The 14,562-nt window shown below is 34.8% G+C and carries 11 protein-coding genes and 5 tRNA genes; all 16 read right to left on the minus strand.

Annotated elements, in window-relative coordinates; all coding sequences use genetic code 11:
* Nucleotides 1-101 precede the first annotated feature (101 nt).
* The 16 genes from rpoC to FUA22_RS14460 all read right to left on the minus strand — a co-directional run bounded on the left by rpoC (nt 102) and on the right by FUA22_RS14460 (nt 14,529).
* Entirely contained in the window at nt 102-4,403 is a 4,302-nt protein-coding gene (gene rpoC / locus FUA22_RS14385; protein WP_147769295.1) for a DNA-directed RNA polymerase subunit beta', read from the minus strand.
* A gap of 30 nt (nt 4,404-4,433) precedes the next feature.
* Entirely contained in the window at nt 4,434-8,246 is a 3,813-nt protein-coding gene (rpoB, locus tag FUA22_RS14390; RefSeq protein WP_147769296.1) for a DNA-directed RNA polymerase subunit beta, read from the minus strand.
* Between the two features lie 126 nt (nt 8,247-8,372).
* Complete coding sequence (gene rplL, locus FUA22_RS14395) at nt 8,373-8,750, minus strand: 50S ribosomal protein L7/L12 (RefSeq protein ID WP_147769297.1); 378 nt, start codon at nt 8,748-8,750, stop codon at nt 8,373-8,375.
* A gap of 64 nt (nt 8,751-8,814) precedes the next feature.
* Nucleotides 8,815-9,336, minus strand: coding sequence for a 50S ribosomal protein L10 (gene rplJ, locus FUA22_RS14400; RefSeq protein ID WP_147769298.1), 522 nt, complete (start codon nt 9,334-9,336; stop codon nt 8,815-8,817).
* 23 nt (nt 9,337-9,359) lie between these two features.
* Entirely contained in the window at nt 9,360-10,049 is a 690-nt protein-coding gene (gene rplA, locus FUA22_RS14405; protein ID WP_147769299.1) for a 50S ribosomal protein L1, read from the minus strand.
* A 17-nt stretch (nt 10,050-10,066) separates the two neighbouring features.
* Nucleotides 10,067-10,504: a 50S ribosomal protein L11 gene (rplK, locus tag FUA22_RS14410; protein ID WP_147769300.1), complete on the minus strand. Its 438-nt coding sequence runs from the start codon at nt 10,502-10,504 to the stop codon at nt 10,067-10,069.
* A gap of 72 nt (nt 10,505-10,576) precedes the next feature.
* A complete protein-coding gene (gene nusG, locus FUA22_RS14415) occupies nt 10,577-11,131 on the minus strand; it encodes a transcription termination/antitermination protein NusG (RefSeq protein ID WP_147769301.1) in 555 nt (184 codons plus the stop codon).
* Between the two features lie 9 nt (nt 11,132-11,140).
* On the minus strand, nt 11,141-11,338 hold the full coding sequence (gene secE, locus FUA22_RS14420; RefSeq protein ID WP_147769302.1) for a preprotein translocase subunit SecE: 198 nt from the start codon (nt 11,336-11,338) through the stop codon (nt 11,141-11,143).
* Between the two features lie 16 nt (nt 11,339-11,354).
* Nucleotides 11,355-11,427 (minus strand) — tRNA-Trp (locus tag FUA22_RS14425).
* Nucleotides 11,428-11,501: 74 nt separating this feature from the next.
* Nucleotides 11,502-12,689, minus strand: coding sequence for an elongation factor Tu (gene tuf / locus FUA22_RS14430; protein ID WP_147769303.1), 1,188 nt, complete (start codon nt 12,687-12,689; stop codon nt 11,502-11,504).
* A gap of 63 nt (nt 12,690-12,752) precedes the next feature.
* A tRNA-Thr gene (locus FUA22_RS14435) sits at nt 12,753-12,824 on the minus strand.
* Between the two features lie 58 nt (nt 12,825-12,882).
* Nucleotides 12,883-12,955, minus strand: a tRNA-Gly gene (locus FUA22_RS14440).
* 38 nt (nt 12,956-12,993) lie between these two features.
* A tRNA-Tyr gene (locus FUA22_RS14445) sits at nt 12,994-13,076 on the minus strand.
* Nucleotides 13,077-13,121: 45 nt separating this feature from the next.
* Nucleotides 13,122-13,195: transfer RNA gene (locus FUA22_RS14450), tRNA-Thr, on the minus strand.
* Between the two features lie 103 nt (nt 13,196-13,298).
* Nucleotides 13,299-13,601: a ribosome hibernation-promoting factor, HPF/YfiA family gene (hpf, locus tag FUA22_RS14455; protein WP_147769304.1), complete on the minus strand. Its 303-nt coding sequence runs from the start codon at nt 13,599-13,601 to the stop codon at nt 13,299-13,301.
* Nucleotides 13,602-13,638: 37 nt separating this feature from the next.
* Complete coding sequence (locus tag FUA22_RS14460) at nt 13,639-14,529, minus strand: tyrosine-type recombinase/integrase (RefSeq protein ID WP_147769305.1); 891 nt, start codon at nt 14,527-14,529, stop codon at nt 13,639-13,641.
* Between the last annotated feature and the right edge of the window lie 33 nt (nt 14,530-14,562).

Raw genomic sequence — 14,562 nt, forward strand, 5'->3', positions numbered from 1 at the left:
ACATGAAGGCTTTTGTTTTTATAGATTCCCGCCTTACTCATCGATACTTACCTTCATAATAAGGTATTCGTGAATCTTCGATTTCGCGGGAATTACAATAATTAGTTATAATTCAACTCTTGCTTTACTTGCATCATTTCGTCAAACTCCTCTTTAGAACCTACAATAATATCAGTATAATTTCTCATACCTGTACCTGCTGGAATTCTGTGTCCAACAATAACATTTTCTTTAAGTCCTTCTAAAGTATCTACTTTACCTGCTACAGCTGCTTCGTTAAGAACCTTAGTAGTTTCCTGGAACGACGCCGCAGAGATAAATGATTTAGTTTGAAGCGATGCTCTAGTAATACCTTGTAATATTGGCGTAGCAGTTGCTGGTTTAGCATCTCTTGCCTCAACAAGTTTCTTATCCTCTCTTCTTAATATCGAGTTCTCATCTCTTAATTCGCGAGGTGTAATAATTTGACCTGCTTTAAGATTTTCAGAATCTCCAGCTTCTTCAATTACTTTCATTCCGAAGATATCATCATTTTCTTTAATGAAATCCGCTTTATGTACTAATTGATCTTCTAAGAAAATAGTATCACCAGAATCAATGATTCTTACCTTACGCATCATCTGTCTAACAACAACCTCGAAGTGTTTATCATTAATCTTCACACCTTGTAAACGATATACTTCTTGTACTTCGTTCACTAAGTATTGTTGTACAGCTGAAGGGCCTTTAATATTCAAGATATCATTTGGTGTAATAGAACCATCAGATAAAGGCATACCTGCTTTTACATAATCATTTTCTTGAACAAGAATTTGATTAGATAATTTCACTAAGTATTTCTTAATTTCTCCTAATTTAGATTCTACAATAATCTCACGGTTACCACGTTTGATTTTTCCGAAAGAAACCACACCATCAATCTCACTTACAACAGCAGGATTAGAAGGGTTACGAGCTTCGAATAACTCAGTTACACGAGGAAGACCACCAGTAATATCACCAGCTTTAGCTGATTTACGAGGAATCTTAACTAAAATCTTACCTACATTAATCTTGTCTCCGTCATCAATCATTAAGTGAGCTCCAACTGGTAAGTTGTAAGAACGTATAGTTTCACCTTTTCCATCTTCAATATGAAGTGTTGGGATAAGCTTTTTGTTTCTAGACTCAGAAATCACTTTCTCTTGGAAACCAGTTTGCTCATCAATCTCAACTTGGTAAGTAACACCTTGCTCAATATTTTCATATCTAACTTTTCCGGCAAATTCTGAAATAATTACACCGTTATAAGGATCCCAAGTACAAACTACATCTCCTTTTGATAATTTCTGTCCATCTTTTACAAAAATGTTAGAACCATAAGGAATATTGTTAGTACTTAATGTAATACCTGTTTTCTTATCTACTAATTTAAGTTCAGAAGTTCGAGAGATTACGATATCAACTTCGTTTCCTTCGTTATCTTCTCCTTTAACTGTTTTTAAATCTTCAATTTCAGCTACACCATCAAACTTAACAGCCAATTTGTTATCCTCAGAAATGTTACCTGCAATACCACCTACGTGGAATGTACGTAATGTTAACTGTGTACCAGGTTCTCCAATTGACTGAGCTGCAACAACTCCAACTGCTTCACCTCTTTGAACCATTTTACCTGTTGCTAAGTTTCGTCCGTAACATTTAGAACAAATACCTTTTAACGCTTCACAAGTTAATGCAGAACGTACTTCTAAAGTTTCAATTGGTGAATCTTGAATAGCTTTAGCAATTTCATCTTCTATTAACTGACCAGAAGAAACTAACAACTCATCTGTTAACGGATCATGAACATCATTTAATGATACACGACCAACGATTCTTTCTTCTAAAGTTTCAACAACTTCATCATTCTTCTTTAATGGTGCTACTTCAACTCCCCTTAATGTGCCACAATCTTCTGTGTTAATGATAACATCTTGAGAAACATCTACTAAACGACGTGTTAAGTAACCAGCATCAGCCGTTTTAAGAGCCGTATCCGCAAGACCTTTACGAGCACCGTGAGTAGAAATAAAGTATTCTAAAATTGAAAGCCCTTCTTTAAAGTTAGAAAGAATTGGATTTTCAATAATTTCACCACCACCCGCGTTAGATTTTTTAGGTTTTGCCATTAAACCACGCATTCCGGTAAGCTGACGAATCTGTTCTTTAGATCCACGAGCTCCAGAATCAAGCATCATAAATACCGAGTTAAATCCTTGCTGATCTTCTCTAATACGTTTCATTGACAATTCTGTCAATTCAGCATTTGTAGAAGTCCAAATATCAATAACTTGGTTATAACGTTCGTTGTTGGTAATAAGTCCCATATTATAGTTCCCCATAATACCATCAACTAAACCATTTGCACTATCAATCATTCCTTGCTTTTCTGGTGGAATAATAATATCACCTAAACTGAATGATAAGCCTCCTTTAAATGCAAAATTAAATCCTAAAGTTCTAATCGCATCTAAGAAATCTGCTGTTTCCGGAACAGAAGTTACTTTCAGAATATCTCCAATAATATCTCTTAAAGACTTTTTAGTCAATACCTGATTGATATATCCTGCGGCTTGAGGTACATGTTGGTTAAATAAAACTCTACCAACTGTAGTTTCAACAATCATTCTATCAAGTTTTCCTTCGTCATTAAGATCGATAGTTCTAACCTTGATACCAGCATTTAAATCAACTCTTTTCTCATTGAAGGCAATAACAACCTCTTCTGGAGAATAGAATGTTAATCCTTCACCTTTAATAGGAAGTTCTGGGGTAGATTTACGCTCCTTCGTCATATAATATAGACCAAGTACCATATCCTGAGAAGGTACCGTTACAGGAGATCCATTTGCAGGGTTTAAGATATTATGAGATGCCAACATTAATAATTGACATTCTAAAATAGCCTCTGGCCCTAACGGTAAATGTACTGCCATCTGGTCACCATCAAAATCCGCATTAAATGCTGTACACACTAATGGGTGTAATTGGATAGCTTTCCCCTCAATTAATTTTGGTTGGAATGCTTGAATACCCAAACGGTGTAATGTAGGAGCACGGTTTAGTAATACCGGATGTCCTTTAAGAACATTCTCTAAGATATCCCAAACTACAGGCTCTCTTTTATCTATAATTTTCTTCGCAGATTTTACAGTTTTTACAATACCTCTTTCAATTAATTTTCTAATTACAAAAGGTTTGTAAAGTTCTGCAGCCATATTTTTTGGCAACCCACATTCGTATAATTTTAATTCTGGACCAACAACAATTACAGAACGAGCAGAATAATCAACACGTTTACCAAGTAAGTTTTGACGGAAACGTCCTTGCTTACCTTTTAAAGAATCTGATAATGATTTTAATGGTCTGTTAGAATCTGTTTTTACTGCTGAAGATTTACGTGTGTTATCAAATAATGAATCTACAGATTCTTGTAACATACGTTTCTCATTACGTAAAATAACTTCAGGTGCTTTAATTTCAACTAAACGCTTTAAACGATTGTTTCTGATGATTACTCTTCGGTATAAATCATTTAAATCTGACGTTGCAAAACGACCACCATCTAATGGCACTAACGGTCGTAATTCTGGTGGAATTACAGGTACAACCTTCATAATCATCCATTCAGGACGGTTCTCACGGTTGTTGTTAGATTCACGTAAAGCCTCTACTACTTGTAAACGTTTTAAAGCTTCTGTTTTACGTTGTTTAGACGTTTCAGTATTAGCTTTATGACGTAACTCATATGATAAAGATTCTAAATCAATTCTAGCTAAAAGCTCAATTAAACATTCAGCACCCATTTTAGCAATGAACTTTTCTGGGTCTGAATCATCTAAATATTGATTTTCTTGAGGAAGAGCTTCAAGAATATTTAAGTATTCTTCTTCTGTTAAGAAATCCATTTTTTGTAATGGTTCCCCCTCTTCATTTTTAGCATTACCTGGTTGAATTACTACATAGCGTTCGTAGTAAATAATCATATCTAATTTCTTAGATGGTAACCCTAATAAATAACCTATTTTGTTTGGTAAAGAACGGAAGTACCAAATATGAGCAACAGGAACCACTAAGTTAATGTGCCCTACTCTATCTCTACGTACTTTTTTCTCAGTAACTTCAACACCACAACGGTCACAAACAATTCCTTTATAACGAATTCTCTTGTATTTACCACAAGCACATTCATAATCCTTTACAGGACCAAAAATACGCTCACAAAACAAACCATCTCTTTCTGGTTTGTGAGTACGATAATTGATAGTTTCTGGTTTTAAAACTTCACCTCTAGACTCTGCTAAAATAGACTCTGGTGATGCTAAACCAATTGAGATTTTATTAAACCTCTTTACTGTATTCTTATCTTGTTTTCTTGCCATAATATATGGATGAAATGATTTTTTAATTTACTACTCTTCTAATCTAATGTCTAGTCCTAAACCTTTTAATTCATGCATTAATACATTGAATGATTCAGGTAATCCTGGATCTGGCATTGGTTCACCTTTAACTATACTTTCGTAAGTCTTAGCTCTACCAATAACGTCATCAGATTTAACAGTTAAAATCTCACGTAAAGTACTTGATGCTCCATAAGCTTCAAGTGCCCAAACTTCCATCTCACCAAAACGCTGACCACCAAATTGTGCTTTACCACCTAAAGGTTGTTGAGTAATTAATGAGTAAGGTCCAATAGAACGTGCGTGCATTTTATCATCAACCATGTGACCTAGTTTCAGCATGTAAATCACGCCTACTGTAGCCGCTTGATCAAAACGTTCACCAGTTCCACCGTCATATAAATAGGTATGTCCGTATCTTGGAATTCCAGCTTCATCAGTCAATGCATTAATCTCGTCTATAGTAGCACCATCAAAAATTGGTGTAGCATAAGTTCTGCCTAAATTCTGACCTGCCCAACCAAGTACAGTTTCATATATTTGACCAATGTTCATACGAGAAGGTACACCAAGTGGATTCAATACAATATCAACAGGTGTTCCATCTTCTAAGAATGGCATATCTTCTTGACGAACGATACGAGCAACAATACCTTTGTTACCGTGACGACCCGCCATCTTATCACCAACTTTAAGTTTACGTTTCTTAGCAATATAAACTTTAGCTAGTTTGATAATTCCCGCTGGTAACTCATCACCTACAGAAATTGTAAACTTCTCACGTCTTAAAGAACCTTGTAAATCGTTTTCTTTAATTTTATAGTTGTGAATTAAGTCTGCTACTAAATGGTTTGTATGATCATCAGTAGTCCATTTTCCAGACACTAAATGTGCATAATCATCAACAGCATTTAACATTTTAAGAGTGAATTTTTTCCCTTTTGGTAAAACTTCCTCTCCTAAATCATTAAAAATACCTTGGGCTGTTTTACCATTAACAATAGTGAAAAGTTTTTCGATTAAAACATCTTTTAAATCATCAAACTTTCTATCGTATTGAGCTTCTAATGCTAAGATATCATCTTTATCTTGAGCTCTCTTACGTTTGTCTTTAACGGCCCTTGCAAATAATTTCTTTTCAATTACAACTCCGTTTAATGAAGGCGACGCTTTTAAAGAAGCATCTTTTACATCACCAGCTTTATCACCAAAGATAGCACGTAATAATTTTTCTTCAGGAGTAGGGTCAGATTCACCTTTAGGGGTAATCTTACCAATTAAAATATCACCAGGCTTCACTTCAGCACCAACGCGAATCATTCCATGCTCATCAAGATCTTTTGTAGCTTCTTCAGAAACATTAGGAATATCATTTGTCAATTCTTCATTACCTAACTTAGTATCTCTAACTTCTAAAGAATACTCATCTATATGAATTGAAGTAAAGATATCTTCACGAACAACTTTTTCAGAAATTACTATTGCATCCTCAAAGTTATAGCCTTTCCAAGGCATGAAGGCAACCTTCATATTTCTACCAAGTGCCAACTCACCTTTTTGAGTTGCGTATCCTTCACATAAAACTTGCCCTTTAGTTACTTTATCACCTTTAACAACAATAGGTTTAAGGTTGATAGAAGTTCCTTGGTTAGTCTTTCTAAATTTTACTAATTGGTACGATTTAATATCAGAATCAAAACTTACTTTAGCTTCATCTTCAGTTCTATCGTATTTAATTCTAATTTCATTTGCATCAACATAAAGAACTTCACCAGATCCTTCGGCATTAACCAATACACGAGAATCTGAAGCTACCTGACGTTCAAGACCTGTACCTACTATAGGAGCATCAACTCTTAATAATGGTACTGCTTGACGCATCATGTTTGACCCCATCAAGGCTCTATTCGCATCATCATGCTCTAAGAATGGAATTAACGAAGCCGAAATAGATGAAATCTGATTTGGTGCAACATCTGTATAGTTTACAGATGAAGGCTCAATTACAGGGAAGTCACCTTCCATTCTAGCAATTACCTTATCATGTAATATCTTACCACTATCATCAACCTGAACAGTAGCCTGCGCAATTAACTTCTCCTCTTCTTCTTCTGCACTTAAATAAATTGGCTCACCTTTAATATCAACAACACCATTTTCTACCGGACGGTAAGGCGTTTCAATGAATCCCATTGAGTTCACTTTCGCATAAACCGAAAGTGAAGAAATTAGTCCAATATTTGGCCCCTCAGGAGTTTCAATAGGACAAAGTCTTCCGTAGTGAGTATAGTGAACATCACGAACCTCAAAACCAGCTCTTTCTCTTGATAAACCTCCAGGTCCTAAAGCTGATAAACGACGTTTATGAGTAATCTCCGCTAATGGATTGGTTTGATCCATAAACTGAGACAACTGGTTTGTACCAAAAAATGAATTAATAACCGACGACAATGTCTTCGCATTAATTAAATCAATTGGTGTAAAAACTTCGTTATCACGAACGTTCATACGCTCACGAATAGTACGTGCCATACGAGCTAAACCAACACCAAATTGAGAAGATAATTGTTCACCAACTGTACGTACACGACGGTTAGATAAGTGATCAATATCATCAATCTCTGCTTTAGAGTTGATAAGCTCAATTAAATATTTAATAATAGTTATGATATCTTCTTTGGTAAGCACCTGCTTATCCATTCCAATATCTAACTGTAATTTCTTGTTCATTCTGTAACGACCAACCTCTCCTAAAGAGTAACGTTGATCTGAGAAGAATAATTTATCTATAATACCACGCGCTGTTTCCTCATCTGGCGGCTCAGCATTACGTAATTGTCTATAGATATGTTCAACAGCCTCTTTCTCAGAGTTTGTTGGATCTTTTTGAAGTGTATTATGGATTATAGCATAATCACCTTGTTCAGAAGTTTCTTTATGTAAAAGAATAGTTTTTACTTCTGAACCAAGAATATCTTCAATGTTTTCTTTTTCTAAAACCGTATCACGATCAAGCACAATTTCATTACGCTCAATAGATACAACCTCACCAGTATCTTCATCAACAAAATCCTCATGCCATGTATTAAGTACACGAGCTGCTAATTTTCTTCCTAAGTACTTCTTTAATCCAGATTTTGATACTTTAACTTCTTCAGCTAAATCAAAAATCTCTAAAATATCTTTATCACGCTCAAAGCCTATAGCTCTGAATAGCGTAGTTACAGGTAATTTTTTCTTTCTATCAATGTAAGCATACATTACCTGATTGATGTCTGTAGCAAATTCAATCCAAGAACCTTTAAAAGGAATTACCCTAGCTGAATATAACTTGGTTCCATTGGCATGGAAAGACTGCCCAAAGAATACACCAGGTGAACGGTGTAACTGAGATACTACTACACGTTCTGCACCGTTAATACAAAATGTACCTGAAGGTGTCATGTAAGGAATAGTTCCTAAATACACATCTTGAACAATGGTCTCGAAATCCTCATGTTCAGGGTCTGTACAGTATAACTTTAACCTTGCTTTAAGTGGAACACTGTAGGTGAGACCTCTTTCAATACACTCATCAATAGCATATCTTGGGGGGTCTACGAAGTAATCTAAAAATTCTAAAACAAATTGATTACGAGAGTCAGTGATTGGAAAGTTTTCCATGAAAGTGTTATATAACCCTTCATCACCTCTTTCGTCCGACTTTGTTTCTAATTGGAAAAAATCCTGGAAGGATTTTATTTGAATATCCAAGAAGTCTGGGTATTCTGTTCTATTTACAATAGACGAGAAATTTAATCTTTCAGCTTGTGTTGATAACATCAATGGACGGAATTTTGATTAAAAAATAATAGTGATAATATACGTACTCTTTATATACGCAAAATGGTTTAGGTCTTGGAGAATCTTACTCCAGACCTAAACCTTAATGTTGTTTAGTAGCTAAGCTTACTTAAGCTCAACCTCTGCTCCAGCTTCTTCTAAAGAAGATTTTAAGCCTTCAGCTTCATCTTTAGAAACACCTTCTTTGATTGCACTTGGTGCATCATCAACTAAACCTTTAGCTTCTTTTAATCCTAAACCAGTTAATTCTTTCACTAATTTAACAACTGCTAATTTAGATCCACCTGGTGCTTTTAAGATTACATCAAATTCAGTTTGCTCTTCAGCAGCGTCTCCACCACCTGCAGCAGGACCAGCAGCTACAGCTACAGCAGCAGCAGCAGGCTCAATACCATACTCATCTTTTAATATAGTAGCTAACTCATTAACATCTTTTACTGTTAAGTTAACTAATTGTTCTGCGAAATCTTTTAAATCTGCCATTTTTCTATCGTTTTAATAAATTTTTAATAATAATATAATTGTAATAAGTGCGTACTGTTTAATACTATCCTTCTTTTTCAGATAGTGTTTTAATAATACCAGCAAGTTTTCCACCACTTGATTGAAGTGCTGAAATAACGTTTTTAGCAGGCGACTGTAAAATTGTAATAATTTCACCTATCAACTCTTCTTTCGACTTGATATCTACTAAAATGTCTAATTGCTCATCGCCAATATAAACTGCTTCCTCAATAAAAGCTCCCTTTAATAAAGGTTTCTCTGATTTTTTACGGAAGGTTTTAATTAACTTAGCTGGTGCATTACCAGTTTCAGAATACATCACTGATGTATTTCCTTTTAAAACAGTAGGAAGGTCTCCAAAATCTTTGTCTGAAGCTTCCATTGCTTTTTCTAGTAATGTATTTTTAACTACAGCCATTTTTACGTTTGCTTTAAATGCAGCACGACGTAAATTTGAGGTTGACCCTGCGTTTAACCCAGAAATATCTGTTAAATAGATATTTGTGTTGTTAGCTAATTCGCTAGTTAACTCCTCAATTACCAATGATTTTTCTTCTCTTGTCATAATAAAAGTTTTAACTAATTAAATTAACCAACTTTAGGATCAACTGCCACACTAGGACTCATAGTAGAAGACATAAAAACACTCTTCATATAAGTTCCTTTTGCCGCTGTTGGCTTAAGTTTCATTAATGTTTGTAATAATTCATTTGCGTTACCCGCAATTTTATCAGCGCTAAATGATGCTTTACCAATAGAAGCGTGAACAATACCAGTTTTATCAACTTTAAAGTCGATTTTACCAGCTTTTACTTCACTTACTGCTTTTGCTACATCCATAGTAACTGTACCAGTTTTTGGATTAGGCATTAAACCACGAGGACCTAACACACGTCCTAAAGGACCTAATTTACCCATAACACTTGGCATAGTAATAATAACGTCAACGTCAGTCCATCCACCTTTGATTTTATCAAGGTATTCCTGTAAACCAACATAATCAGCACCTGCTTCTTTAGCTTCGGCTTCTTTATCTGGCGTTACTAATGCTAATACTTTCACATCTTTACCCGTACCATGAGGAAGTGATACCACCCCTCTTACCATTTGATTTGCTTTTCTAGGATCTACTCCTAAACGTACTGCTAAATCAACAGAAGCATCAAATTTAGTATTGGTAATTTCTTTAATTAATGCTGAAGCTTCATCTAATGAATAAAGTCTTCCCTTTTCAATTTTCGCTACAGCTTCTTTTTGCTTTTTTGTTAATCTTGCCATTTTTAATGTTTTAAAGATTAATTAGGGAATTGCCCTGTTACAGTGATTCCCATACTTCTTGCCGTACCAGCAACCATTTTCATAGCAGACTCTATAGTAAACGCATTTAAATCTACCATTTTGTCTTCTGCAATAGTTTTAACCTGATCCCAAGAAACTTTAGCTACTTTTTTTCTGTTTGGTTCTCCTGAACCCTTCTTCACCTTGGCCGCTTCTAATAATTGTACTGCAGCTGGAGGGGTTTTAATTACAAAGTCAAAAGACTTGTCTTTATAAACCGAAATAACAACTGGTAATACTTTACCAGCTTTATCTTGGGTTCTAGCATTAAATTGCTTACAGAACTCCATGATATTAACTCCAGCAGCACCTAGAGCGGGTCCAACCGGTGGCGATGGATTCGCAGCACCTCCCCTTACTTGTAGCTTAACTACTTTACCTAACTCTTTTGCCATTTTAAATAATTTAATTTGATACCATTCTTATTAGTGGAAGCTAAAGAATGTATCTATATAGTGTAACAATTATTATACTTTTTCAACTTGCATATAACTTAACTCTAATGGTGTTTTTCTTCCGAAAATCTTAACCATTACTTCAAGCTTACGCTTTTCTTCATTTATTTTCTCAATAGTTCCATCAAATCCATTGAATGGTCCATCAATGACTTTAACCGTTTCACCTTTAGTAAACGGAATTGCAACATTTGCATTTTCTTCAACAGACAATTCATCAACCTTACCTAACATTCTGTTCACTTCAGATTGTCTTAAAGGCACAGGATCACCTCCTTTAGTTTCACCTAAAAACCCAATTACGTTTGTAACTGACCTAATGATGTGTGGAACCTCACCCGTTAAATTGGCTTGAACCATTATATATCCAGGAAAATAAACTTTTTCTTTGCTTATCTTCTTTCCATTTCTAATCTGAATCACTTTTTCTGTAGGGACCAATACTTGGTCAACATAATCTTGTAACCCCAATCGAGCAATCTCATTCTCTATATAGGTTTTGATTTTGTTTTCTTGACCACTAACAGCCCTAACAACATACCACTTTTTTTCGCTTACTTCAGACATAACTTTTTATTAATTATTAATGAAGTCAAAGTAAAAACCAATAACTTTAGCAAACACTGTATCTACTCCCCAGATAGCCAAAGAGAAAATAATTGAAAACACAGCAACAAGCACAGTTAAATTTTGAGCTTCAGCCCAAGTAGGCCAACTTACATTGTTTTTAAGTTCACCAAATGATTCTTTTATATAATTTACAAATCCTGCCATTTATGTTTTTTATTTGCACGGGTTGAGAGACTCGAACTCCCGACACCTGGTTTTGGAGACCAGTGCTCTACCAACTGAGCTAAACCCGTAAATATAAGTCAAAAGGCATTACGCTTAAAAGCGTAATACCTTGACTATTTTATTTTATAACTATTGCTTATGCTTAGTCTAAAATCTCAGTAACCTGACCAGCACCTACAGTTCTACCACCTTCACGGATAGCAAAACGTAAACCAATATTCATTGCTATTGGTTGGATTAACTCAACTGTAATAGTTAAGTTATCACCAGGCATAACCATTTCTACTCCATCAGGTAAAGCAATATTACCAGTTACGTCAGTTGTACGAACGTAAAATTGTGGACGGTAGTTATTATGGAATGGAGTGTGACGTCCACCTTCTTCTTTTTTCAAGATATAAACCTCAGCTTTAAACTTAGCGTGTGGAGTTACAGAACCAGGTTTAGTGATAACCATACCTCTTGAGATTTGAGTTTTCTCAATACCTCTTAATAAGATACCTGCGTTATCTCCAGCTTCACCTCTATCTAATATTTGACGGAACATTTCGATACCCGTTATAGTAGAAGTTAATTTCTCAGCACCCATACCAATAATCTCAACAGGATCACCAGTGTTAGCAATACCAGTTTCAATTCTACCAGTTGCTACAGTACCACGACCAGTAATAGAGAATACATCTTCAATTGGCATTAAGAAATCTTTATCAACCTCTCTTAATGGCTCTTCAATCCAGCTATCAACAGCTTCCATTAATTCCATTACTGTATCAACCCACTTTTGCTCACCGTTAAGTGCACCTAAAGCAGAACCAGAAATCACAGGACCGTTATCTCCATCATACTCATAGAAATTTAATAAGTCTCTAACTTCCATATCAACAAGCTCTAAAAGCTCTTCATCGTCAACCATATCAACTTTGTTTAAGAAAACAACGATACGAGGAATACCTACCTGACGACCTAATAAGATGTGCTCACGAGTTTGTGGCATAGGACCATCTGTAGCAGCAACCACTAAAATAGCACCATCCATTTGAGCAGCACCAGTAACCATGTTCTTTACATAATCGGCGTGACCTGGACAGTCAACGTGTGCATAGTGACGGTTTTGCGTTTGATACTCAACGTGAGATGTATTAATTGTAATACCTCTTTCTTTTTCTTCTGGTGCGTTATCGATTTGATCGAAATCTTTAGCCTCAGATAAACCTGCGTCAGCCAATACTTTTGTAATAGCAGCTGTTAAAGTTGTTTTACCGTGATCAACGTGTCCAATAGTACCTATATTTAAATGTGGTTTTGAACGATCAAAAGTTCCTTTTGCCATGTTAAAATAATTTAATCTTAGTTATATAATAATATTAGTGTATTCTAATTCAATTTAATTTTGAGCCAACGACGGGATTTGAACCCGTGGCCTCTTCCTTACCAAGGAAACGCTCTACCCCTGAGCTACGCCGGCGTAAAGTGTTTACATCCTCATTAATTCAAATGAGATTCCTGCCTTCGCAGGAATTTAGAGCGGGAGACCAGGTTCGAACTGGCGACATTCAGCTTGGAAGGCTGACGCTCTACCAACTGAGCTACTCCCGCAATTTTACAAGTATTAACTTGCCTTTTTAATTATTTAGTGGGAAGAGCAGGATTCGAACCTGCGAAGGTGAAAACCAACAGATTTACAGTCTGTCCTCGTTGGCCGCTTGAGTATCTTCCCAATTAAATTTTCAATATTTTAAAGAACTTTTACTTCTTTTTTTTGAGCCGATGGAGGGACTCGAACCCACGACCTGCTGATTACAAATCAGCTGCTCTAGCCAGCTGAGCTACATCGGCGTTTTTCACACATTTTTATGCATAAAAAAAGCCCGCTATTTCTAACGGACTGCAAATGTATTGATTATTTTTTTTATTCAAAACATTTTTTGAAAAATTTTATCTATAAATGTGTTCTTAATTTTTGTTTTCGCTTTTTTAATTGTCTTTCTAATGAAGACACTGCCATATCTGCCCCCTCTTCAAAAGATTTACATTGTTTTTTCACCACAAAACTATCTCCCGGAACACTAACTCTCGCCTCAAATATTTTATTCTCCTTATCACTAGTGTTCTCCAATTTCAAATAAACATCTGATTTAATCACTTTGTCATAAAACATATCTAGCTTATCCATTCTCTTTTGAATGAAATCTAATAGTTTTTGATCTGCATTAAAGTTTACTGATTGCGTGTTTACTTTCATACTTTTCTTTTTTTGGTTAGACAATAATTTCTTACTGTTATTTTTTGCTTCTTGGATGTGACTTAATATGCACTTTTTTTAATTCGGCTATACTATTGTGAGTATAAATTTGTGTGGCAGCCAAACTTGAATGTCCTAGAAGCTCTTTAACAGCATTAATATCGGCACCTTGATTTAGCAAATGAGTCGCAAAAGAATGTCTTAGTATATGAGGACTTCTTTTGACTTTAGAAGATGCCTTACTAAAATAGTTATTTATTATTCTGTAAACAAGTGTTTCGTAAATTTTTGAACCTTTTTTCGTCAAAAACAAACTGTTTACATCCATAATACGTTCTATTCTTTTTCTTATAATTAAATATTTACGCATTGTTTCTTGCACAGAACTTAATAACGGGACTAAGCGCTCTTTATTTCTTTTCCCAAGGACTTTTAAAGTACTATTTTCTATATCTACACTAGACAGTTTTAGGTTTACTAATTCTATTCTTCGTATTCCTGTTGAATAAAATAATTCAATTATTAATTTATTACGAATGCTTTCAAAATCATCTTCATCAATAATTTTATCTAAAACATTAATTATTTCGGTTTCCGAAAAAGGAACCTGAACTTTTCTATTTGTCTTTAGTGCTTTATGATTTGACAATGGATTGTTTTCAATATCTCCTATTTTCGATAGAAATTTATAATAGGTATTCAAGGCAGAAATTTTCCTGTTAATACTTCTATTTGACAAACCATCTTCAACCATTAAAACTATCCAACTTCTTATTTGTGAATAGTTTACTTTATTTATGGCAATAGTTTGATATTCTGACTTAACAAATACTGAAAAACTTTCTATATCTTTTTGATAAGCATTTACTGTTAATTGAGAATACTTTTTCTCTAACAATAAATAATCTGTAAATGACTTGAAAGACATACTTTGATAATTAGATTTTTGGCTATTAGAAGT

Source organism: Seonamhaeicola maritimus (genome assembly GCF_008056315.1).
GTDB lineage: Bacteria > Bacteroidota > Bacteroidia > Flavobacteriales > Flavobacteriaceae > Seonamhaeicola > Seonamhaeicola maritimus.